Source organism: Brevibacterium antiquum CNRZ 918, assembly GCF_900169145.1.
GTDB lineage: Bacteria > Actinomycetota > Actinomycetes > Actinomycetales > Brevibacteriaceae > Brevibacterium > Brevibacterium koreense.
This window is the reverse complement of record NZ_FXZD01000010.1, coordinates 82,792-106,401: the sequence shown is the minus strand read 5'-3', so window position 1 is coordinate 106,401 and position 23,610 is coordinate 82,792. Positions and strand designations below refer to the sequence as shown.

Sequence of the window (23,610 nt, the reverse complement as noted above, 5' to 3'; positions counted from 1 at the left end):
CAATCCGTGCAGCAGTCCCTGAAAGGGCGCGCACGATTGGCTCGACTCCGAACTCGTCGCGGTTGTTGTCGATGAAATCGACGATTACTTGGATGGGCGGTCGAGCTCCGCCGCGAAGAAAGCCGACGCCCGGCGAAGTATCTCGTTTGCCCGTTTCGCTTCGGTCAACTCGGCGCGCAGTCGACGGTTTTCGGCCTCAAGGTCGACCGACTCCGTCGGCGTGGCTCTGCCGGAGTCCTTGTGCTTGCGCACCCAAACTCGCAGGGTCTCCTTGCTCAGGCCGAGTTCGTTCGCGACGCGGGTGATTGCCCCGCTCGCGGTCTCAGGATCGGCCTGGGCATGCATGACGAGCTCGACGGCACGAGCTTTGAGCTCATCGGTGTATTTCACTGGCATGAGAGAATCTCCTTCTTCCAATCTCCCTGCCTCTATTATCCCCGGAGCGATTCATCGCATCGTTCACAACACGATCTGGATCACGACCGGAGAGATGAACATGCGCGAACACATCAGTACAGCATCGCGGTGACCAATTGTCGGTGAGCGTCGGTATCCGGCTGGCGCTCATCGCCACGATCGGTGGCGCTGAAAGGCAATAACTGGTGGCGCCCAATCGCAATAATCAGTGGCGCTCACACCAGCGAATACTCAGTCGAGCGGCGGAAGAACTGGGGCTGGCTCAGTCGGTGGGGCGGACTAGGGTGTGTTGGATAACGTGATGCCGGAGTCGTTCTGGTCGACGTTGAAGACGGAGTTCTATGACCGTCGTGGATGGGCGAGCAGGCTCGCTGTTCGGCGCGAGGTCGGTCGGTGGATCGAAGAGGTGTATAACCGTCGGCGGTTACATTCGGCATTGGGTCAGGTGCCGCCGGTGGAGTTCGAGCAAGGACGATTGCTGACCGACCTGGTCAGTGAGGAGGAAGTGCCTACGCAGGTTGCGTGAGACAGATCACGTGTCTACAAGTTGCGGGGAACCTCACACACGGAACCATCCGTCCATATTGATTCCACTGAACCGGCTAGTCCTCTCTTTCAATTGGTTCAATTCGTTCAAATCAAGAGTTCCGCCACCTAAGCACGGAACTATGCCTAACCCAGATCGCGAAAGCGATCGCGCTCCTTTTTAGCTTGGCCATGGCCGTCCAAATTGTAGGGCCGTGCTTCGTGCTGTCCTCTATCGTCGACGAAGCCTTTGATGATTCTTTTTGGCATCCTGATGGCGGGAGTCCACAGGAACGCAGAGGACATGGAGTATTATGTCGCGAAGGTGGCCCGCTGGCTTTTACGGCCAGTTCTGCACTTCTGCGCCGGCCTCGTCAAGGAGTTGCAGCAGGGGTTTAATCTTGCGGTTTGCCGTACTGGGGCGAGTTGTTGTGAATACGAGCCTGTGGGCCGCGCGTGACAGTCCGACGAAGAATGTCGAGTTCCCTTCAAGGGGATCCATTCGGTAGGACCACCACTGATCATCATCGAGGCCGAGAATTACTACCGTATGGTACTCCAGGCCCTTGCTTCGGTGAATAGTCATGAGCGCGATAGAGTCTCTGGCTTCGATGGCTTCGGCGGCTTCAGGCCAGTCCACGGCATCATCTTTCACGCTCTTGATCCGGACGGCGAGGGCTTCCAGGAGGAGCTCAAGATTATCGCCGCTGTTCTGGCCGCGCACGAACCCCGCGAGCGCTTCAGTGCCGATAAGGCTGGAGATGTACTCCACGATGTCTGTGGCATCAGTAGTGGAGATTTCTTTTGTGCTCAGCCATGCGCTCAGTTCAATCGTCAGTGAGCTCAACTGGTCGGAGAGCCGCCGCTCGGCTCTTTCTGTGCCTTCACTACCGCGGACGCGTCGAAGAAGCGCCAGGGACTCCATCCAGGTTTCTGCATGTCCGGCGGGGTGGGCCGCGAGAGTGAGAAGCCCGACCAGGAAGCGGGTGACGTCGTGTTTGAGCAAGTCTTGTAGCTTGAGCTTCCCGAATAGCGCGTCATCATTACGGATGGAGAGACCACGCTTCTTGAATGCGTCTGTCAGCGTAGGCTCGAATTCGGCAACTTTCTGCCGTGCGATGAGCGCAAACTCTGCACTTGTGCGGTCTGACGATGCAATGTCGTCCGCGATCCACTGTGCGAGATGCTCGGCTTCCTTCACGCTGTTGGGGTAGGTCCAGATAACGAGCGGGACATGGTCGGGCTCGCCCTTGGCTCGGGACTCGGTCTGCACGGCCACTGGATCGATGCTCGTTGCGATTCGATGCTGCACAGCGACAAGGTCGGCTGAGGATCGAAAATTCCAGGTGAGCGCGAATTGTTTGGCCGCGAAGTCGGTCTCGAACCTACTGATGGCGTCTTCGAGCGCGCCAGCGAAGCGCATGATCCGTTGCTTGCTGTCTCCGACTGCTGTGGCGGCCACACCCGGGTGACCGAACACCGTGTTCAAGAATGTGATCTGCGCAGCAGTCGTGTCCTGGAACTCGTCCACGAACACGAACGGATAGGTTGCGCGCAACCCTCGCAGAATCGGCGGGCTAGACCGGACGAGGAGATCGGCCAAGCGATTGAGCATCGTGAAGTCGATCGCAGGCGAAGTCGAGGAACCGTAGTATTGCCACCACCAGCGCAAGACGACGAATTCATTGGTTGACGCAGTTGGTCCTGTTGGGTCGTCAGGTAGCGCAAGCGTGCCTACGATATCTGGGAGAAACCGTCGGGACTGGATCGCCATGATCTCTGATTGCATCCCCGGTGACTGAGTTCGACCGAGATCCTCGAGGAACGCACTTATCTCTGGTTCCTTAAAGAATTCGACATCATAGGTACGCTCGTTGAGGCGCCAAGCAGACGGCAGGGAATGCGCGAATCGATCGACGAGTCCTTTGGTGAAGGCGTCGAAGGTCATCGATTCGAAGCGATGAGCGGCCTCCGGGACGCGGGCAACGACGCGCTTAGCTAGGTTGACAGCTGATTCACGCTTGTAGGAGATCGCGAGAATCTTCTGCGGTGCCGGGCAGAGCCCCGTCTGCAAGAGGTACGTCGCGCGCTGAGCGAGGAATTCGGTCTTTCCTGCACCAGGGCCCGCGGTTACAGCGGTGCTTCCTCGGTAACGCAGTGCTTCCCACGCAGCGGGCTCGAGGTCGGGAACCCCGATCGGCTGCCACGTCGTCGCTGATCTCTGTCGGAAGTCCATGCCGCTATTTGGGAGTGATTTCGGACCGGACAAATTCAATTAACGCATTGAGTACCTCAGGGATACATTCCTTTATCTCTTCGTCGGTCATTCGGGTGAGCGCTGCGAGATGTGTCGCCGGTTTGGAGCGGTTGGTGAAGAGGTAGCGATACCACCGCAAGGAGTCCTGCCGGTCCTCCTTCGTTGCCTTGTCTTCTGGACTCCAGTACTTCCGTCCACGGGCAGTTCCCCCTGTTCCTAGGACCACGTTGGTAGCGTCAGTTGAGTCGGGCCCTCGTTGTCCGCCTTCGAGTGCCGTGTAGGCGCTCCAGTACCTCCGGAGCATGAGCATGTCGAGGTCAAGGGGTGCGGAGAAGAATACTCCGTAGCGACGAAGTGCGTCTCGCACGTTCTTGAGGGTTGCAAGGCTCTTGTCGTCAGTGACGTCATCGACGGTGTCGTGGTCGTCGACTTCGTCTAGGACGCGAATATCGTTGGCCTCGAGGTTGCTTATCGCTGTCCTGTATCGGCCGGACCCACCGTCTGATCGTCCAAAATCGAGGTCAAGCAATGTAGCATGCGGGATCTGCAGGTCGGTCAAAAGCCGCCAAAAGTGATTCGTATGACGTCCACCGAGAGGGACCATCGCCACAAACGACGGATCAAGTTCAATTCCGAGTGCGCGGGCCAACGCGGGGATGACGATGTGCTCGGAATCGCCTTCACCGAGGACCACGAACCGGGCGAAGTAGAGTTCGGGGTGCGCTCGTACGGCTTCGCGGACGTATGTCGCGGCTGCAATGTCGTGTTCGGGCAGGGTGATTGGGCGAACGTTGGATTCACCGGTGGCAGGGTGCTGCCGGAAGTGACGAACAGAACGCGGGTCGATGCGACCAAGGGCACTGGCGGAATGGCTTGAAAGCAGCGCTTGGACTTGCGGGGTCGCCGCCAGGTCATGCAGCTGGCGGATGATGCGGGAAAGGTAGTACGGCGAGAGACTGTTTTCTGGTTCCTCGATTGCCAGGATGGTCAATGCCGGGATATAGACTGCCTCGGGGTCAAACCCCGATGTAGGGTCGGTCGTGATTGTGCGTTCGAGGTCGAGGGTAGCGGTCGTGAGTGCCAAGTGAAGCAGCGACCGTTGCCCGTCGCTTAGGAGTCGTGCGGGGCGCGCAGGACTACTTGGGTCAGGTTCGAAGGTGAGCTCGGCGCCGCGGAGAAACTGGTCGATGTCAGGTTCGAGAGGCTGGAAACGGGGCTGCGAGTGGGTGCCAGCCCCTTGGAGTTGTTGCCAGCGTTTCCCGAAAGCGTCCTCGACGGTCTTCGTCGCGGCTTCCTGGTGAAACTGGCTGCTTACATCCGCTGCTACATTGCAGACTAAGTCTCGGAGGCCCTCTGACCATATCGCGGCCTTCCACAAACGACCACGGAGAAACCCGGATACCTGTCTTGCCCCGTCACGGGAGGCTGGAACGTAGACAAACTGGATCCGGGAGCGTTCAGCTGCAGGCAGTGTATGAACGCGGTCCTCAGAGTAGCTATCGTCTAGAGAAGAGACCCCGTAGAGGCACGTCTCGACGGATCCGTCGATCGTGCCGTCATCCGACCAGATCGCGTCGAGAACGATGCGGCATTTCATGTGTCCTTCTGCGTCGGTCACCATACGTCTGAAGAAGTCAGGAACGGCTGTGACATCGCGATCGACCTCGTCAAGTTCGGGGAAGGCAAGGACGACATCGATTGTCAGATGTCGAGTGCTTGGCTCGGATCCCGGCACTTCGGTGACGGGCACGTGAAAGTCATCGAGTCGGATTGTGCGCTCTTCGGAAGAAATACCGAACATGCGCTGCAAAGCTAAGAACGCAGCGGTTTTTCCGGTTCCGTTGGTGCCGATCAGAGCGGTAAGACCCGATTCCAGTGTCATCGGCACCGGGACGTCGCCAAAGCACCTGAAGTTTCGCAGACGTAGTGACTCAACGTGCACCTTATCCTCCTTAACTGTTGCCGAATGGGGAGTAACATTATTAAATCATGAGGCAAGACGACCGAACGCCGGCGATGACGCGGAACTTTTGATCGCTTCTGGGATAGCAGCTTCAAGATACGCAACGCATGAGAAGTATGACAGTGGCGCCCGGGTGGTTGCACGGCCGACGGGTCGCAAAAAGTCGGTGTTGAATTCATCTAGTATCGCAACGGGACTATGTGTGCTGCGAGAGTAGGTGAGACTCCATGCACAAGCACTGGGCAGGAGTCGAACAACTCGGCCAGGACCTCATCCAAGCACGGACCCTCAGCGGAGCCCGGGCTGTCGAGCTCTTCGACGGGACCGCGGCGACTCCAAACGTCTTGAAGAATGCAACTAGATGCTTCCCATGTGAGACCAAACCATTGAGACAGACGCGGAAGTCAGAGACTCGTCTCGTTTGAGTGGTGTCGACAAGACGGACCCTAGGATCTAAGCTCGACAGAGATCCCCGTGCCTGCATGCACACAGGCTGTGCCGGAAAACTAGCCGGTTTCTATCCCTGTCGATCCGTGAAACTATCGAGCACGGCCAAAACGCAACTCGAATGCGCAATCAGATCGGGCAGATCTACCAAGATGCTCGGGACATGTCGCCGCATTGCTGACATGACTCACTGAAAAGAGCTTCTTACGGGGAACCCACCTCTAACTCCGACATTGACACAGGAGCTGAAAACTCCACACCATCAACTCACGGTTGTGAACCGTTCGAAGAAGGCTTGCAGTTTATCCAGTGCTCGACTCTTCTCCGAGCTGTAGTCGCCAGCTTTACCGCCGGATCGACGGGTCGGAGGTAGGATTCGAGTGAGTTCCGTGCCTCCGTTGCGAATATCACCGGTTTCAAAAGAACGTTCTACGAACTCGCGAGTGGCGCCCCGAACTTCGACGGTTCAGCAGTCATCATCGGCCCTGACATCACGCCTGTGACGTCAGGGGCTCCGGTAGATGGACTGCCCAGGAGTGCTTATTTTGCATGCCGACGCTCATCGACGAGCTAACCCGGAGGCATCCGACCTGCTCAACGGTGGACTGCATGTGGTGACGATGCCGGTGCGGTTCACTCCCGGCTACGGCTCCCCTTTGGCCAAGGCACAGGGCCTGGGCCCGATGCTGATCATCGGCGCCCACAGTCGGCAGGACCTCAGCAATCTGGGTGTGCTCAGACTGCCACCGCTCGATGGGGACCAGGGGACCGCATGGTTCGTCACCGAGCAGAGAACTCAGGCGGTGCGGCTCTTCTCACCGCAACGCTCCGCTCTCCTCAGTAGCGGTCCGAGGTTCAGTGTGTCTGGGCAGGAGGTCCCGTGAGTGTTTCGTAGCGGTAGAGTTCGCTCGCCTGGCCCGCTTCCACGAGTCGGTCGGCCAGAGCCGAGACAACTGGCATGCCGCTCGTGACCTCAAGCACCACGTCGGCATCGACGGAGAGCCGGGCCAGGAGGAGTTCGGCATCGGCGATCGCTGCTGTGAACAGCTCGCTCGTGGTGTCGGCGGCCTCGTCACGGGTTTCGAACATCGACCCGATGATGAGTTCGGTGGGTGCTTCCTCGTCATCACCTGGGGCGGGCATCACATCTGTGATCTCGACGCCCGTCTGCTCGGCCTCCCGCGCGTAGGAGACGGCGAAGGCGCTCAGTCCGGCATCGGCGGCGGCACCGGCTTCACCGTTGAGCAGCGCGGCACCATGGGCGCCGGCGGCTTCGGAGAGAAACGCGTTGTTGACCTGACCGATCGTCAGCGGTCCCACCGCGTCGTCCTTGTTCACGGCCGTGTACCAGGCCAGGAACGCCTTCGTCAGCTTCACCGATCCGGTCGCCACGATCTCAAGGTCCTCGGCTCGTCCGCCACCGCTGGGTGGCAACGCACCGGCTGCGACCTTGATCACCCTGGTCGTCGTCAGCGGTGCGAACCCGAGCGCCTGCGCGAAGCCGGCGCCCGGGCTGCCGGCCTGCACACGTGTGCGCAGGTCAAGTCCTTCCAGGGTGGTTCCGACGGTCTCAGCACACACGGCTTCGAAGAGTTCCCGTCCCTGACCATGTCCTTGTTCCTCGCTCGCAACTTCGACGTGGACCCACGCCCGGTAGGGGTGGAGTGGGGACTGCGCGATCGCGGCGGCACCGACAGGAACCCCAGGGACCACCTCGGCGATGACGGATCGCAGCAGGGGCGAGTCCGAGGACGGATGGAAAAGTGACCTGGCCATGTGGGCGGCCGGCGTATCGGCGTCGGCGAACACCTCGTTCAACCGCAGGTCGTCACCATCGGTCAGGTCTCTGATCGGCATTGTGTGCGCTCCTTGAACGGGTCGAGAACTTGATAATCTTGGCGTCATGACTGACTTAAGCGATCCTACCGCCGCCGCCCGCGCCGCGGCCACGACCATCAACTCCAAAGCCGGCATCGAATCCCATGACATTGCTCTCGTCCTCGGCTCGGGCTGGGGTGGAGCAGCGGAGCTCCTCGGCGAGACGATCAGCGAAATCTCCGCCGCCGAGGTTCCCGGGTTCCATGCTCCCGCCGTCGAAGGCCATGGCGCCACCCTGCGCACGATCCGGATCGAGGCCAACGGCAAGCACGCCCTCGTCCTGGGATCTCGCACCCACTACTACGAGGGCAAGGGAGTGCGCGCCGTGGCCCACGGGGTCCGCACCGCCGCTGCCGCCGGATGTGAGAGCCTCGTGCTCACCAACGGCTGCGGAGGACTCAACCGCAATTGGGCCGCTGGCACCCCGGTCCTCATCTCCGACCACCTCAACCTCACCGGCACCTCCCCCATCGAGGGCGCGAACTTCGTTGACCTCACCGACCTCTATTCCCCCCGGATGCGGGCCATCGCCAAAGAGGTCGATCCGAGCCTCGACGAAGGCGTCTATGCCCAGTTCCGCGGACCTCACTATGAAACTCCAGCCGAGGTGCGCATGGCCGGGATCCTCGGCGCAGACCTCGTCGGAATGTCCACCTCTTTGGAGGCCATCGCCGCACGTCAGGCCGGTATGGAGCTGATGGGCATCTCCTTGGTGACGAACCTCGCCGCCGGCATCCAGGAGACCCCGCTTTCCCATGCCGAGGTCATCGAGGCCGGAGTCGCGGCAGCCCCGCGCATCTCCGGGCTGCTCGCCGACATCGTCGCCAAACTCTGACGAAGGCCTGCCACTCGGCAGTAGCCCGCGAGCACTCCCCTGGCCCGACAGCACTCCCCTGCACGACCAGCGTTCCTCTGACCTGAGCAGCATTATCTACCCCACGGGCGCTGCCCGTTCCGACCGCATTGGACAAGGACAGATATGACCGAAGTAGCCGATCGCTTCACCACCGGATTCGACGCCGACATCGTCGAGGCGTGGATCGCCGATGACCCCGATGAGCAGACCGCGACGACGCTGAGCAACATCCTCACCTCGGCGAAGGCCGGAGATGAGGCGGCGCTGGCCGACCTCGAGGATCGTTTCGCTGGCCCCCTGGCCTTCGGCACCGCGGGCCTGCGCGGAGAGATCGCGGCGGGACCCAACCGGATGAACCGTGCTGTCGTCATCCGCGCCGCGGCCGGGCTCTCCCGCTTCCTGTTGAACACGGTGGGTGAGGGTTTCACGGTCGTCATCGGCTGCGATGCCCGCTACAAGTCCTCAGACTTCGCAGCCGACACAGCCGCTGTCGTTACGGCCGCTGGCGGAACGGCCATCCAGCTGCCCGATCAGCTGCCGACCCCGCTGCTTGCGTTCGCGCTGTCACATCTGCAAGCCGATGCCGGAGTCATGGTCACCGCCAGCCACAACCCGCCCGCGGACAACGGATACAAGGTCTACCTCGGTCAGCGTCCGCTGCTCGCCATCGAATCCGACACCGGTGCTGCCGAGGCTGGTGCCGGTGCTCAGATCGTCAGCCCAGCCGATGCACTCATTGCCGAGCAGATCGGCGAGGTCGAGTCCGTGGCCTCCGTGCCTCGTGCCGAATCCGGCTGGGAGCATCTCGATGAGACGATCGTTGAAACCTACCTGGCTCGCATCGATGCCCTCGGTGTGCGCTCGAGTGCCGATCTGACCATCGTGCACACCTCCCTGCACGGTGTCGGAGCTTCCGTCGCCGAGGCTGCCCTGGCCCGCACCGGGTTCACGAATGTGCATCCGGTTCCCTCCCAGCAGGCACCGGATCCGGATTTCCCGACGGTGGCATTCCCCAATCCCGAAGAGGCTGGTGCCCTGGACGAGTCATACGCCCTGGCCAAAGAAGTCGGTGCGGAGTTGATCATCGCCAACGACCCGGACGCCGACAGGTTCTCCGCGGCCATCCCGGATGCCTCGCTGGCTGCCGGTTACCGGCAGCTGTCCGGTGACGAGGTGGGTCTCCTCCTCGGTGAGGATATCGCGACCCGTCTGGCCGAGGGCACCCATCACTCGAAGCGCGAAGACACCGCGTCACCGGTGTTCGCAAATTCGATCGTCTCCTCCCGGGGGCTGGTTGCCGCCGCTGCAAGCCACGGATTCACCGCGACCAACACACTCACGGGTTTCAAGTGGATCTCCCGTGTCCCCGACCTGATCTTCGGCTACGAGGAGGCTCTGGGCTACTGCGTCGATCCGAGCGCAGTTCGGGACAAGGACGGAATCTCCACTGCCGTGACCTTCGCAGCCCTGGCCTCACGGCTCAAGGAATCGGGTTCGAGCATCGATGCCGAACTCGACCGGATCCGCAACCGCGATGGATACTTCGCAACAGTTCCGCTGAGCTTCCGCCTCGACGACGTCACCCGCATCGCTACAGCCATGTCGAAGCTGCGGGAGAACCCGCCGGTGACGCTGGCCGGGTCTCCTGTCACCGAGGTTCACGATTTGTCGCAGGGCTATGAAGGTCTGCCTCCCACGGATGGCATTCTGCTGCTCTCCGAGGCGAACTCACGCGTGATCGTGCGCCCTTCGGGGACCGAGCCGAAGCTCAAGTGCTACCTCGAGGTCGTCGCCGATCCTGAGGGACTCGCCGCTGCTGCGGCCGCCGATCAACGGGCAGTGGCTGCCGCCGGGCTGAGGGTCTCGACCGCCTCGGCGAGTGCGGCCCTGAAGCCGGCACTCAATGAGCGCTTGAAGTCCATCAGCACCGAACTCAAGGCCTTCTTCGGGCTCTGAGATTCGGCGCCGGGAGCACAGGGGCAGTCCGAGAAGCGAGGCCGCCACCGATGGATGTTGAATGGCGTCCGGGAGGACAAGATGCCACAGTCGTCCTCACATCGCCGCTCGGTTAGCTCGGACCGAAACCAGCAAATAGGCCACTTGAATAGTAAGGTCGACGAACTTCTTGAATCACAAAAAAACGGCCATGGTGGCCTATAGCTCGAACGCGTTGGTCATAGACGAATTTTCTACACCGTATTCTCCCGGGATGCTCGTCGAGTGGGGAAGCATAACCAAACTCGTAACGGCGCATGCCGCCTCAATACTTGCCCGACCCGGCGGCCCTTTGCCACTCGATACGCCCGTGGAGTCGGTGCTCGGTTGGGGCCTGCCACAATCGATCACCGTTCGAAGACTGGTCAATCACACCTCCGGTCTGCCTCGGGTGCACACGGGGATGACGTCCGGATTACTGCGAGATCCGTATCGGAACGTCGACGAGCACGTGATACGTCAGTCTCTGGCTAGCACCCTCAAAGACTTCCCCTATGACTGCGCATATTCCAACCTTGGGTTTGCGATCCTAGGAGCCGTCATCGGTCGGATCACGGGTCGCCCGTGGTTCGATTTTGCCAAGGACGCCATCTTCGACGAGTACGGCATCACCACCGCGACGTTGAGTCCCAAAGTCGGAGACAGGGTCGTGTTGCAGAATTGGAGAAACAAGGTCAATCCACCGTGGGAGATTGGTGAAAGCGCGTATTCAAGTGCTGGTGGGGTGTGGTCTACTTTGGAAGATCTGGCGCGCTACGGTGAACGATTTCTCTCAGATGTAGGAGAGACCGGCGATTGGAATGGATGGAGCGGAACCGGGCGTCTTCGCTGGCACAACGGTCAAACGAAATATGCGGGGAGCTGCCTGGTTGTCGACCCCGAGCAGTCCATTTCACTGGCTGTTCACGTGCTCGAAAAACTTCCAAATGCCGCAGACAAACTGGCATTGTCGACTATCTCAAAATTTCTTCGCGAAGGACCTCCATCGGAGGAAGTAGGATGACATCACTTCCCCCTCCACTTGGTATTGACCGCGCGGGCATATCGATCGGGAATACTTCTGATTCGCACTTCGTCGTGAGCGAAAACCGTTTGATTCATCGAACCCCAGACCGTCCGGACTACGTGTATCGATGGCCGGATATTGAGTCTCTGGACCTCTATCTGCCTATTGGTCGCTGGTCACGACCGGCTCTCGCCGATATCCTCGTCGGTGCACTCCGTATGGTCCTAACGCTTAGCGCGTGGACCGGCGATGCACCAATTGGTTCACTGACGGTGCGCGCTATCGGCGAAACGTCTGTGCAACTCGACATCACTCCCCATTACGTCGTCGGATATGACTCACGGTCCGCCATAACGGCGGCGAACTTTCTTCGCGAGATACATTGCGACCCCGAGTTGCGAAGCATCTTGCGCGACCCCGAAGCTGTGTCGGCCACGCTCAGGCGGCTCTTCTAGCCAGCAAGGTCCTTAGGCCTTACGGCAGGAAACCAAACCCGCCCCCGCTGGGCTGTTGCAGCAAAGCGGTGAGGGGTATCTTGTTCGCTCCACGAACAGTTGCACCCTGCGCGGTTCGCCACGCCCATTGCCGACGCACTCGCACGGTGGTTTCCGGGACGCATACAGTCGAAGTCAGGGTGAGCTGGTTGCAACCAGCTCACCCTGACTTCGACTGCAGAGAACTAGGCTCAGTCGGAGAGCCCTCCGAGGATCCCAGCGGATCCCGACAGCCCGAGACGTGAGGCTCCCGCGGCGATCATCTCCTCCGCAGCTTCCACAGTGCGGATTCCGCCGGAGGCCTTGACGCCGAGGCGATCGCCCACGGTTTCACGCATCAGTGAGACAGCGTGTGCACTGGCTCCGCCCGCGGGGTGGAAACCGGTGGAGGTCTTGACGAAGCCTGCTCCAGCGGCCTCGGCACGACGGCAGGCTTCGACGATCTGTTCGTCGTTGAGCGCTGCCGACTCGATGATGACCTTGACCAGCGCGGTGCCACTTGCCTCGACGACTCCGCGGATGTCGGCCTCCACAGCGTCGAAGTCACCGGCAATGGCCTGACCGATGTTGATGACCATGTCGACCTCATCGGCTCCGTCGGCAACTGCCTGAGCAGCCTCGGCGGCTTTGATCTCGGGCTTGACCTGACCGCTGGGGAAGCCGACGACCGTGGCAATGAGAAGCTCGGCGGTATCGGCAATGGGAAGCATAGACGGCGAAACGCAGATCGCGAGCACGCCGAGGTCCTTAGCCTCCGTCACGAGAGCCTCAACAGAGGCCGGGGTAGCTTCGGGCTTGAGCAGTGTGTGGTCGATGAGTACGGCGACTTCGGCTCTGCTGGTCATGATTGTCCTCCAAGGTGGTTCGTGGTGCTTGCGTTCGTGGTGGGGTGATGCGCTGAGCGTGACCTGAGGCTCAGGTGATCTTCTCGAGCACGATCGAGTCGGAGACCGCGCTGAGGTCGCCACCGATCTCGACGGCATCATCGAGGGATTCGACGGCGCGGGCGAAGCGCTCGGGAGTGGCCGTGTGCAGTGTCATCAGCGGCTGGCCCGCGGTCACCGTGTCGCCGGGTTTGGCATGAAGTTCGATTCCGGCCACGTCCTGGACCGGGTCCTCCTTACGTGCACGTCCGGCGCCCAGTCGCCAGGAGGCAACGCCGACGGACAGCGCGTCGAGGCGGCTGAGCACGCCGGACGTCGGGGCCGTGACGACCTCGGTGTGCTCGGCGACGGGCAGCGCGGCGTCGGGGTCACCGTTCTGGGCCCGAATCATCTTCTTCCACACGTCCATGGCGCGGCCATCGCTGAGCGCAGCGCGCACATCAACGTCGGTCTTGCCGGCCAGACGCAGCATCTCCTCGGCCAGCGCGACAGTCAGCTCCACGACGTCGGAGGGACCGCCACCGGCCAGGACCTCCACGGATTCGCGAACCTCGAGGGCGTTGCCGACCGTCAGCCCCAGCGGGGTGGACATGTCGGTGAGCAGAGCGGAGGTCTTGACCCCGGCGGTCTTGCCCAGATCGACCATGGTCCGCGCCAGCTTCTGTGCCTTGGGCAGGTCCTTCATGAAGGCCCCGGACCCGACCTTGACGTCGAGGACGAGGCCCTGAGTGCCCTCGGCGATCTTCTTCGACATGATCGATGAGGCGATGAGCGGGATGCAGTCGACCGTCGAGGTGGTGTCGCGCAGTGCGTAGAGCTTCTTGTCCGCCGGTGCCAGACCGGATCCGGCGGCGCAGATGACCGCACCGATGTCCTCGAGCTGGTCGAGGATCGCCTCGTTGCTCAGGCCCGCCCGCCACCCGGGAATGGATTCGAGTTTGTCAAGCGTCCCCCCGGTGTGGCCCAGGCCGCGACCCGAGAGCTGCGGGACGGCGACGTCGAAGACTGCGACGAGTGGTGCCAGAGGTAGGGTGATCTTGTCCCCGACTCCCCCGGTCGAATGCTTGTCCGAGGTCGGCCGTGACAGGGACGAGAAGTCCATCCGTTCGCCCGAGGCGATCATCGCCTTCGTCCAGTCCGCGATCTCGCCTGATTCCATGTCGTTGATGAAGATGGCCATGGCCAGCGCTGCCATCTGCTCATCGGCGACGACACCGCGGGTGTAGGCATCGATGACCCAGTTGATCTGGTCACTGCTCAGGGTGCGGCCATCGCGTTTGCTTGCGATGACGTCGACGGCATCGAATGCCTCTACTCTCACGGTGTCAGTCCTTCGTTCTCGGGGAGGTGACCGATCTGGTGGTCACAGGTGATCGCCGAGGTGGCGCTGGGATCGCGGTGCCACCTCGGCGATATCGGGTTCAGTGTTTGGCTGGGCCGGCGCCCTGCGCATCGGAGCTCAGATGATCTGGTCCAAAGGCTTCGGGCAGCACAACCGACATGGGTACCTTGCCGCTGGGCATGTTGAGCATGAGGTCGTTGCCGCCGTGTTCGAACAGGAGTTGGCGGCAGCGTCCGCATGGGACCAGGGTCTGCCCCGCACCATCGACGCAGTCGAAGGCCACGAGCCGGCCGCCGCCGGACATGAACAGGTCGGAGACGAGTGAGCATTCGGCACACAACGTCACCCCGAACGAGGCATTCTCGATATTGGCGCCGCTGACGATTCGGCCGTCGTCGACGAGTGCGGCCGCGCCCACGGGATAGGACGAATACGGCACGTAGGCATAGTGCATCGCCCTCATCGCCTCATCGCGCAGAAACGACCAGGTGTCCTCGCTCAGGTCCTCGAGCGAAACGAGCATCGGCACGCCATCCCACACGTGTTCAGAGGCTTCGACATCTGCAGAAGTCATAGGGAATACCTCTCTCTTCAGGGTTGCACTATTTCACATACGGTACGCCTGCGGCCGCCGGTGGGCGGACCCGGCCGACGAAACCGGCGACGGCGAGGACCGTGACGATGTAGGGAAGCATGAGCAGCAGCTCGTTGGCCACCGGCGTTCCGATGGACTGCAGAGTGTTGCCCAAACTCTTGGAGAAGCCGAACAGCAGGGCAGCTAGCAGGGCGCCCTTCGGGTTCCACTTGCCCAGGATCATCGCCGCCAGTGCGATGTACCCCTGGCCGGCCGACATCTCCTTGCCGAACGCCAGACCCGATCCGACGGTGAAGAAGGCACCACCGAGGCCCGCGATGGCACCGGCCAAGAGGGTGTTGCGCACTCGGGTGAAGTTGACCTTGATGCCGACGGTGTCGGCGGCCTTCGGGTGTTCGCCCACTGCCCGCATCCGCAGGCCCCACTTCGACCGGAAGACGAAGACCTGAAGGACGATGACGACGACATACATGATGTAGACGAGGATGTTCTGGTCAAAGAGCACCCGTCCCAGGATGGGGATGTCCGAGAGCAGCGGAATCGGCAGATTCGGAAGCTTCTGCCTGGCGTTCCACAGCTCTGGGTTTGCGGTGAGCACAGTCGAGTAGAGGAAGCTCGTGACACCGACGACGAGGACGTTGAGAACCACGCCGATGATGATCTGGTTGACCCAGTACTTCACTGCGAAGAAGGTGAGCACCACAGCCACGAGCGCACCCGCGACAGGTGCGGCCAGGAGTCCCGCATATGGGTTCTTGGCCACAGAGGCGACGACCGCGGCGAGAAAGGCACCAGCCAGCAGCTGGCCCTCGATGGCGATGTTGATGATGCCGGAGCGTTCCCCGACGAGCCCGCACATGGCGCCGAAGATCAGCGGCACGGACAGTGCCAGGGCACCGGCCAGCAGCGTGGTCAGCGGGATCACTCCGCCGCTGCCGCCACCGGCCCAGGCGAGGAAGGAGACGACGAAGAGGATGCCGAAGACCATCGGGAACCATCCGGCAAGGGTGACCCGCTTCAGCGCGAAGTAGATCGAGGCTGCGGCCATGACCACAAGGATGAGCGAGAGGACCAGTCCGGCGACGGTGGAGGAGACCACGACGTCGGGAATGGCGAAGAGGTCTCCGCTGGTTGCGATCCGGAACGTCGTCTCTCCGTCACGGCCGATGAGGCCGAAGAAGATGAGCGAGACGAGGGCCAGGATCGTGTAGGTGATCGGGAACTTCCACGCGATCGGGGTCAGCGCCTTGGACTGTGCCGAGGTCTTCGCCGCCGGTGTCGCAGCAGTCGTGTTCTGAGCAGTCATGTCAGGCCTCCTTCCGCTTGAGCGCCGGTGTGGGCAACCGGAAGATCGACCTCACGAGTGGTGGGGCCGCGATGAGCAGGACGATGACGGACTGGACCACGAGGACGATGTCGATCGGGGTGCCGGTCTGCGATTGCATCAGGTAGCCGCCGGCCTTGAACGCACCGAACAGCAGACCCGCGAAGAACGTCCCCAAGGGTTTGGATCGTCCCAGCAGGGCAACGGTGATGGCGTCGAAGCCGATCGATCCGCTGATTCCGCCGGTGAGTTTGTATTCGGTGCCCAGCACTTGAGCTGCTCCGCCGAGTCCGGCGAGTGCTCCGGCGACGATCATGACGAGGATCGTCACCTTCGACACCGAGATGCCTGCGGTCCGGGCCGCGTGCGGGTTGGCACCGACTGCCTTGAACTCGAAGCCGATCGTCGAGCGTTCCAGCAGCCACCAGACGAAGATCGTTGCGAGGATGGCGATGATGAACCCGAAGTGCAGCCGGAACGGTGCCGGCAGCAGCAGGAACATCTGCGAAGAATCGTCGAGTGTGCGTGACTGTGGGTTCGCCGAGTTGGTGTGTGTGAACCAGCTCTGCTTGAGCAGGTAGCCCAGCAGGTAGCCCGCGATGGAGTTGAGCATGATCGTCACGATCACCTCGTTGGCTCCGGTCCGCGCCTTGAGGACACCGGCGATGCCGGCCCAGACTGCGCCGCCGATGATGCCGCCGATCGCGGCGATGAGCATATGCACGACAGGTGGCAGATGGAGGGCATATCCGAGGTAGCCGGCGATGGTCGCGCCGAGGATGACCTGCCCCTGGCCGCCGATGTTGAACAGGCCCGAACGGAAGGCCATGGCGATGCCCAGCCCGGTGAGGATGAGCGGGGTGGCGCTGACCATGGATTCCGTCAGGGGACGGATCGCACGCTCTGTGGTGCGGGCGTTCCAATCGAAGACAGCTCCGCGGAACAGCGCCGAATACGCGTCGCCGACTGTGGAGAACAGGGTCGAGAAGAAGGCGCCTGGGGCAGCGAAGAGGTTCTTCCCTGCCTCAATGACCTCGGAATTGGACACGGCGATGAGCACACCGCCGAGGATGAGTGCGACCACGATCGACAGCGCCGAAACCAACCACGACCCGGACAGGATCTCCTGGAGCAGGTTCTGTTGCTTGCCCTCTCCCGACTCAGCTGTCGATGGTGGAGCCGGCGATGGTGGTGCCGGGGACATGTCAGTTGTCATTTGGTCTCCTCCGCCGAGGTGGTGGCGCAGTTCTCGTCAGGTGCCGCGGTGGCGGCTGTGTCCGAGGCAGTGCTGTCGGATGTGGCCGCGAATGCCTCTTCGGCCGGCACTCCTGCCATCATCAGGCCCAGCGCTTCGCGCGAGGTGTCGGCACCGACGACGCCGACGATGCGACCCGAGTACATGACGGCGATCCGATCGGCGATCCCGTAGACCTCGTCGAGTTCCGTCGAGACGATGAGGCATGGCGTGCCGGCATCACGTTCGGCGATGACGCGCTTGTGGACGAATTCGATCGAACCGACGTCGAGGCCGCGGGTGGGCTGGCTGGCGATGAAGAGGCGCAGGTCACGGCCGAGCTCACGGGAGAGGACGACCTTCTGCTGGTTTCCGCCGGAGAGTGTCGCGATCGGGTCGACGACGCTGCCGAGGCGGATGTCGAACTCTTCGACCTTCTTCTTCGCCTCCTCGTTGATGACCGCGGACTTGAGGTTGAGGCCCTTCGCATACGGAGGACGATCGTAGACGTCGAGGATCATGTTCTCGCGGATCGTGAACTCGGCGATGATGCCGTCGGTGGACCGGTCCTCGGGGACGAAGCCGATGCCTGATCCCAGACGGTCCTTGACGGATTGTCCGACGAGGTTCTTCCCGTCGAGCGTGATCGTGCCCAGACGTGGTTGGCTCAGCCCGATGATGGTTTCAGCCAACTCCGTCTGCCCATTGCCTTGGACACCGGCGACGGCGAGGATCTCACCTCGGCGAACATCGAAGCTGACATCGTCGACGACGACGTTCTCGGCCTTGTCGACGACGGTGAGGCCCCGAACCTGGAAGGTGGCGTCGCCGGGGTCGGCCTCGTCCTTCTCCGTCGTCAGGGATACGGCACGGCCGACCATCTGGCTGGCCAGCTCCGCCTCGGTGGATTCCGGGGAGGCCTCGCCGACGATCTTGCCGCGGCGGATGACTGTGATGGAGTCCGCGATCGCTCGGACCTCACGCAGTTTGTGAGTGATGAACACGATCGAGGTGCCCTGCTCCTTGAGCTGGCGCATGATCGAGATGAGCTCGTCGGTCTCCTGCGGGGTGAGCACGGCGGTGGGCTCGTCGAGGATGAGGATCTTCGCATCGCGGGACAGTGCCTTGATGATCTCGACGCGCTGCTGAGCACCGACCGGCAGGTCCTCGATGCGAGCGTCGGGATCGATGTTGAAGTTGAAGCGGGAAGAGATCTCCCGGACCTTCTTCCGCGCCTCGGCGAGGTCGATGAGTCCCAGGGACTTCGTCGGCTCATAACCGAGTGCCACCGATTCGGCGACGGTGAACACGGGCACGAGCATGAAGTGCTGGTGGACCATGCCGATGCCGGCGGCCACGGCGTCGCCGGGACCGGCGAAGGTCACAGGCTTGTCGTCGAGGAGGATGTCTCCCCCGTCGGCGTCGTAGAGTCCGTAGAGGACGTTCATCATGGTGGATTTTCCGGCGCCGTTCTCACCCAACAGGGCGTGGATCTCGCCCGGCTCGATGGTGAGATCGATGTGGTCGTTGGCCACGAACGATCCGAACACCTTCGTCATCCCGCGAAGCTCGAGTTTCACTGCTTCCGGTACTCCTCATAAATTCGAAAACTGCAGGGCCGAAAGGACTCGGCCCTGCAGTTTAACCTATTCGCCTATTTGGGCGTGCTCTCGGAATCCACGGTCAGCGATCCGTCGATGATCTTCTTCTCGAGCTCTTCGACCTTCTTCTTCACGTCCTCGGGAACCTTGTCCTCGAAGTCGTGGTAAGGAGCAAGTCCGACGCCTTCGTTCTCGAGAGTGCCGACGTAGGGCTCGGAGGTGAACTTGTCTTCCTGGGCTTCGGCGACGGTGTCCTCGACGGCGTTGGGGATGTTCTTGACCACCGAGGTGAGGATGATGTCACCGTATTCTGTGGACTCGTATCCGTCGGAGTCGACCCAGATGAGCTTGACGTCCTTGGCGTCCTTCGCCGCAGCGGCTGCACCCAGTCCGACAGGACCGGCGACGGGCATGATGACGTCGGCGCCCTGCGAGATGAGCTGCTTGGTCAGTGCCTGTCCCTGGCCCTGGTTCTCGAAGTCACCGGAGAACGATCCGTCCTGCTTCTCCTTGTTCCAGCCGAGGAGCTTGACGTCCTTCTTATTCTCTTCGTTGAACTTCTTGACACCGTCGGCGAATCCGTCCATGAAGATGGTCACCGAGGGGATCTGGATGCCGCCGAAGGTGCCGACCTTGCCGGATTCGGACGATGCCGCTGCCACGTAGCCTGCCAGGTAGGCGGCTTCGGCGGTGTTGAAGACGACGGGTTTCGCGTTGTCGAGGGTGACCGGCTTGCCGTCAGCATCGGAGAAGGTGGAGTCGATGAGTGCGAAGTTGAGGTCCGTGTTGGCCTCAGCAGCCTCTTGGATCGCGTCCTCGAGCAGGAACCCGACACCGAATGTGAGGTTGCAGCCCTGCTGGATCATGTTGTCGACGTTGGGCTTGAAGTCTGCGTCGCCCTGCGACTCGGCCAGTGATTCCTCGATGCCGAGGTTGTCCACCGCCGCCTGCAGTCCCTCACGGCCCGACTGGTTGAACGATTGGTCGTCCCAGCCACCGGAGTCCGAGACCATGCAGCCGAGGAAATCTTCGGCCTTCGAATCGCCGCTGTCTCCTGAGCCACAGGCGGAGAGCACGAGGGCAGATGCGGCGGCAATCGACACCGCAGATACAAGCTTCTTCACTTTTACTCTTTTCTCAAGTTTCTCACGACCAACAATGGCGTCGATCGAGGCACGGAGTCCTCCGCCGAATTTGTGAAACCACTGGATGATCACTCATATTTCAATGAATTTCCCGTCAGTCTAATGCAACTCAGGCCCTAAACAGGGGCCGATAGCATCGGATTCCTCGACACCGATATGAAAACGCAACATAACTTCATGTTCACTCGACTCCGCCCCTGCCTTCGCCCCACCCCGGACACCGACTCTGGCTTCGGTCCCCGGACTACCCGCGGACTACCCGACGACTACCCGCGCATGCTGGTCCCAGACGGCTCGTGCTCTAGGCTAGAGGGCGTTATGGCACATCTTCTCGGGGCTGAAGCCCTGCACCTCGAATACCCCACCCGCATCGTCTTCGACTCCGTCACGCTCGGCGTCGACGCCGGGGACATGATCGGCATCGTCGGCCGCAACGGCGACGGCAAGTCGAGCCTGCTGGGCATGCTCGCCGGCACCATCGCACCCGATTCGGGGCGAGTGACCTACCGCGGCGGAATGCGTCTGGGCATGCTCAGCCAGCGCGACACCATGGACTCCGAAGCGACCGTCGGCTATTCCGTTGTCGGGGACATGGACGACCACGAATGGGCCCGCGACGCCGCAGCCCGCGACATCATCGCAGGCCTCATCGCCGACCTCGATTGGAATGCCACTATCGGCAGCCTCTCCGGCGGTCAGCGCCGACGTGTGGCTCTGGCGGCACTGCTCATCGAAGACTGGGACCTGCTCATCCTCGATGAGCCGACCAACCACCTCGACGTCGATGGCATCTCGTGGTTGGCCAAGCATGTCAAGAACCGATGGGCGAAGAACTCCGGAGCTCTGCTGCTGGTGACTCACGACCGATGGTTCCTCGATGAGGTCTGCAACAAGACGTGGGAGGTCCACGACCAGATCGTCGAACCCTTCGAGGGCGGATACGCCGCCTATGTCCTCCAACGTGTCGAACGTGACCGGATCGCATCCGCGACTGAGCAGAAGCGCCAGAACCTCATGCGCAAGGAACTGGCATGGCTGCGCCGAGGTGCCCCTGCCCGCACCTCGAAACCGAAGTTCCGAATCGAAGCAGCAAACCAGCTCATCGCCGATGTCCCGGAGGTGCGCAACCCGATCGAACTGAAGAAGATGGCGACCGCCCGTTTGGGCAAGGACGTCGTCGACCTCCTTGATGTGTCCCTGAGTTTCGGGAACCAGCAGATCCTCGACAACGTCACCTGGCGCATCGGTCCTGGCGAACGCACCGGAATCCTGGGGCCCAACGGTGCTGGCAAGTCGACCCTGCTCAGTCTCATCTCGGGTGAGCTCGAACCGGATGAGGGCAGAGTCAAGCGCGGGAAGACCGTGAAGGTCGGAGTCCTTGACCAGCAGTTCAAGGAACTGGACGCAATCGCCGGGCAGAAGGTGCGTGAAGTTCTGTCGGAATCGAAGACGAGCTTCACCATCGAGGGCAAGGACTACACCCCGGCACAGCTCCTGGAACGCCTCGGCTTCGCCAAGGAGCACCTCTCGGCCCGTGTCAAAGAGCTCTCCGGAGGACAGAAGCGCCGGCTGCAGCTGCTCCTGCTGCTCATGTCCGAACCCAATGTCATCATCCTCGATGAGCCGACCAATGACGTCGACTCCGATATGTTGGCGGCGATGGAAGACCTCCTCGACTCCTGGCCGGCTACTCTGATCGTCGTCTCTCACGATAGGTACCTGCTCGAACGAGTCACCGATCAGCAGTACGCGATCCTCGATCATGGCCTGCGGCACGTGCCAGGAGGCGTCGACGAATACCTTCAGCTGCGCGCCGACAGCGCCAAATCCGGTGGATCGAAGGGAACCGTCTCCGGCAGAGGAGCAGCGAGCTCTAATCCTGGCGGTGCGAGTGCGTCCGCCGGCACAGGGGCGGACACGCTCTCCGGGGCCGAGGCCAGGGCGGCGAAGAAAGAGGTTTCCTCGATCGAACGCCGCATGGACAAGCTGAGCAAGCGGATCGCGCGAGCCCACGATGAGATGGCCGACCATGACCAGACCGACTTCGAGGGACTCCAGAAACTCACCTCATCCCTGCAGGAGCTCAAGGACGAAATGACCGAGCTGGAAGAGCGCTGGCTCGAAGCCAACGAGACCCTCGACGCCTGATGGAGAACGGGGACGAGGGGTGATGGTCGACTCGGATCGGATGCGGGAGCTCCTGCATGCCGAAGACTCCGAGACCAGACGGCTCATCGCCGCCCTATCCTCGGACATCAAGGATCTCTCGGCCGCACGCGAGGGCGACAACAGCGACGATGAGCACGACCCTGAAGGGGCGACCCTCGCCTTCGAACGGTCTCAGGCAGACACTCTGCTGCGCCAGTCCGAGGAGCGTCTGAGCGCCATCGCGCAGGCGTTGCAGCGACTTGATGACGGCTGCTTCGGAATCTGCACCAATTGTGGGAACCCGATACCCGAGGTGCGACTGGAGGTTCGCCCCTACGCACCGACCTGCGTCGCCTGCGCACGCTGAAAGTACGACTGCTTCCAAGCTGAATGGCACCTGACCTCTGTCTTGGAGCGGTGTGAAATCTTTATGTTTCGCAGGCCCAGCACGCTATCGTGGCGTGGTGCCCACACGAGATCACAGACTGGACCGCGCCAAAGGCATCCTCATCTTCACCGTCGTCCTCGGCCACCTGCTGGCCAGGACCGGACCCTGGGATGACGACGTCCTCCGTGCGCCGATGTACCTCATCTATTCGTTCCACATGCCAGCCTTCGTCTTCCTGGCCGGGATCACGGCGAAGTCGACGAGGCTGCCCGAACGCGTCCTGACCTTCTTAGTCCTGCTGTTCACCGTGCTGCCCCTGTTGTGGGGGTGGATGTCGATCTTCGGCCTTGATCCCGACTACAGCTTCCTGACTCCGTTCTGGTACTCGTGGTTCCTGCTGTCCATGGCGTACTGGATCATCACCGTGCCGTTCATCGAACGATTCCCACGAACGATCCTCGTCACCTCGGTGGTGGTGGGCCTCTTCGGCGGAATTCTGCCGATCCTCGACATGGAGCTCTCGGCCTCGCGGTCCATGATCTTCTGGCCCTTCTTCGTCATCGGCAAGCTCTACGGCAAGCAGATCCTCGACTGGGCGGGCAGCCTGCGCATCTGGCAGAAGCTGTTCTTCACGGCCGCCGCACTGGGCGCGATCGGCTACTTCTACCTCGACAACGTCGATCACTATTGGTTCTACGGCAGTCTCAACTTCGCTCACTTCGATGTCAGCGTTCCCGAAGGCGTCGGCCTCCGACTCATCATCGACATCGGCTCTGTCCTGATGACTCTGATGCTGCTCATGTGGGTGGGCGACAAGGACACGTACATTGCCAAGATCGGCCGTCACAGCCTGGCAATCTATGTCATTCACGGGTTCGTCGTCCGCGGTCTCCAGCCACTCCTCGATGACAGTCAGGACGTGCTCAGCTCCCCGCTGATCTTCATCATCTGTCTCGCCCTGGCACTGCTCACCACATATGTGCTGTCCTGGGGTCCGTTCGAGAGAGCCCTGCGCTGGTATTCCTCGACCGTGACCCGACTGCTGCTCGCCCCGTTTGCGCCATTGCGTCCGAAGCCCGGCAGACACTCGGAGAAGACTTCTTCGTAGGCC

General features: G+C 61.7%; 18 protein-coding genes, 3 pseudogenes and 1 other annotated feature. Of the genes and pseudogenes, 9 read left to right on the top strand and 12 right to left on the bottom strand.

Annotated features, from left to right (window positions below; genetic code table 11):
- A pseudogene (locus BANT918_RS18145) lies at positions 1–165 on the bottom strand (IS3 family transposase); the annotation flags it as partial.
- Positions 8–124: a sequence feature (AL1L pseudoknot), on the bottom strand. (Overlaps the previous pseudogene by 117 nt.)
- A 12-nt stretch (positions 166–177) precedes the next feature.
- Positions 178–396 (bottom strand): annotated as a pseudogene (locus tag BANT918_RS14020) (transposase); the annotation flags it as partial.
- Between the two features lie 215 nt (positions 397–611).
- Here BANT918_RS14020 and BANT918_RS14015 point away from each other — a divergent pair.
- Positions 612–943, top strand: a pseudogene (locus tag BANT918_RS14015) (integrase core domain-containing protein); the annotation flags it as partial.
- A gap of 339 nt (positions 944–1,282) precedes the next feature.
- Here the strand turns inward: BANT918_RS14015 and BANT918_RS14010 are convergent.
- Positions 1,283–3,178, bottom strand: coding sequence for a UvrD-helicase domain-containing protein (locus BANT918_RS14010; protein ID WP_101620837.1), 1,896 nt, complete (start codon positions 3,176–3,178; stop codon positions 1,283–1,285).
- A gap of 4 nt (positions 3,179–3,182) precedes the next feature.
- A complete protein-coding gene (locus BANT918_RS14005; RefSeq protein ID WP_101620836.1) occupies positions 3,183–5,141 on the bottom strand; it encodes an ATP-dependent nuclease in 1,959 nt (652 codons plus the stop codon).
- Between the two features lie 1,004 nt (positions 5,142–6,145).
- Here BANT918_RS14005 and BANT918_RS14000 point away from each other — a divergent pair.
- The gene (locus tag BANT918_RS14000; RefSeq protein ID WP_145996989.1) at positions 6,146–6,493 is read left to right on the top strand and encodes a hypothetical protein; all 348 of its coding nucleotides are present in this window, start codon (positions 6,146–6,148) and stop codon (positions 6,491–6,493) included.
- On the opposite strand, the gene BANT918_RS13995 is transcribed toward BANT918_RS14000, so the two are convergent.
- A complete protein-coding gene (locus BANT918_RS13995; RefSeq protein ID WP_101620834.1) occupies positions 6,465–7,466 on the bottom strand; it encodes a GNAT family N-acetyltransferase in 1,002 nt (333 codons plus the stop codon). The genes BANT918_RS14000 and BANT918_RS13995 overlap by 29 nt on opposite strands.
- Positions 7,467–7,512: 46 nt before the next feature.
- Here BANT918_RS13995 and BANT918_RS13990 point away from each other — a divergent pair, with 46 nt between their 5' ends.
- The 4 genes from BANT918_RS13990 (at position 7,513) to BANT918_RS13975 (ending at position 11,799) form a co-directional block, all read left to right on the top strand.
- Entirely contained in the window at positions 7,513–8,322 is an 810-nt protein-coding gene (locus BANT918_RS13990; RefSeq protein ID WP_101620833.1) for a purine-nucleoside phosphorylase, read from the top strand.
- 144 nt (positions 8,323–8,466) lie between these two features.
- Positions 8,467–10,299, top strand: coding sequence for a phospho-sugar mutase (locus tag BANT918_RS13985; protein ID WP_101620832.1), 1,833 nt, complete (start codon positions 8,467–8,469; stop codon positions 10,297–10,299).
- 190 nt (positions 10,300–10,489) lie between these two features.
- Positions 10,490–11,341 carry a serine hydrolase domain-containing protein gene (locus BANT918_RS13980; protein ID WP_101620831.1) on the top strand — a complete coding sequence of 284 codons (852 nt, stop codon included), beginning with the start codon at positions 10,490–10,492 and terminating at the stop codon, positions 11,339–11,341.
- Positions 11,338–11,799 (top strand): hypothetical protein, encoded by a 462-nt coding sequence (locus tag BANT918_RS13975; protein ID WP_101620830.1) that lies wholly within the window; start codon positions 11,338–11,340, stop codon positions 11,797–11,799. Before BANT918_RS13980 ends, BANT918_RS13975 begins: the two co-directional genes overlap by 4 nt.
- Before the next feature lie 230 nt (positions 11,800–12,029).
- On the opposite strand, the gene deoC is transcribed toward BANT918_RS13975, so the two are convergent.
- The 7 genes from deoC to BANT918_RS13940 all read right to left on the bottom strand — a co-directional run bounded on the left by deoC (position 12,030) and on the right by BANT918_RS13940 (position 19,942).
- Positions 12,030–12,683: a deoxyribose-phosphate aldolase gene (deoC, locus tag BANT918_RS13970; protein ID WP_101620829.1), complete on the bottom strand. Its 654-nt coding sequence runs from the start codon at positions 12,681–12,683 to the stop codon at positions 12,030–12,032.
- Positions 12,684–12,753: 70 nt separating this feature from the next.
- On the bottom strand, positions 12,754–14,043 hold the full coding sequence (locus tag BANT918_RS13965; protein ID WP_101620828.1) for a thymidine phosphorylase: 1,290 nt from the start codon (positions 14,041–14,043) through the stop codon (positions 12,754–12,756).
- Between the two features lie 100 nt (positions 14,044–14,143).
- Positions 14,144–14,587: a cytidine deaminase gene (locus tag BANT918_RS13960; protein WP_418904420.1), complete on the bottom strand. Its 444-nt coding sequence runs from the start codon at positions 14,585–14,587 to the stop codon at positions 14,144–14,146.
- Positions 14,588–14,666: 79 nt separating this feature from the next.
- Entirely contained in the window at positions 14,667–15,965 is a 1,299-nt protein-coding gene (locus BANT918_RS13955; RefSeq protein WP_101620826.1) for an ABC transporter permease, read from the bottom strand.
- A 1-nt stretch (position 15,966) separates the two neighbouring features.
- Positions 15,967–17,199, bottom strand: coding sequence for an ABC transporter permease (locus tag BANT918_RS13950; RefSeq protein WP_101620825.1), 1,233 nt, complete (start codon positions 17,197–17,199; stop codon positions 15,967–15,969).
- Positions 17,196–18,797, bottom strand: a complete 1,602-nt coding sequence (locus tag BANT918_RS13945; RefSeq protein WP_101620824.1) for an ABC transporter ATP-binding protein — start codon at positions 18,795–18,797, stop codon at positions 17,196–17,198. The genes BANT918_RS13950 and BANT918_RS13945 overlap by 4 nt, the downstream gene beginning before the upstream one ends.
- A 74-nt stretch (positions 18,798–18,871) precedes the next feature.
- A complete protein-coding gene (locus BANT918_RS13940; RefSeq protein WP_167389480.1) occupies positions 18,872–19,942 on the bottom strand; it encodes a BMP family lipoprotein in 1,071 nt (356 codons plus the stop codon).
- 339 nt (positions 19,943–20,281) lie between these two features.
- On the opposite strand from BANT918_RS13940, the gene BANT918_RS13935 reads away from it, so the two are divergent.
- The 3 genes from BANT918_RS13935 (at position 20,282) to BANT918_RS13925 (ending at position 23,607) form a co-directional block, all read left to right on the top strand.
- A complete protein-coding gene (locus BANT918_RS13935) occupies positions 20,282–22,111 on the top strand; it encodes an ABC-F family ATP-binding cassette domain-containing protein (RefSeq protein ID WP_101620823.1) in 1,830 nt (609 codons plus the stop codon).
- Between the two features lie 22 nt (positions 22,112–22,133).
- Positions 22,134–22,478 carry a TraR/DksA family transcriptional regulator gene (locus BANT918_RS13930; RefSeq protein ID WP_101620822.1) on the top strand — a complete coding sequence of 115 codons (345 nt, stop codon included), beginning with the start codon at positions 22,134–22,136 and terminating at the stop codon, positions 22,476–22,478.
- Positions 22,479–22,575: 97 nt separating this feature from the next.
- A complete protein-coding gene (locus tag BANT918_RS13925) occupies positions 22,576–23,607 on the top strand; it encodes an acyltransferase family protein (protein WP_101620821.1) in 1,032 nt (343 codons plus the stop codon).
- Positions 23,608–23,610: the final 3 nt, after the last annotated feature.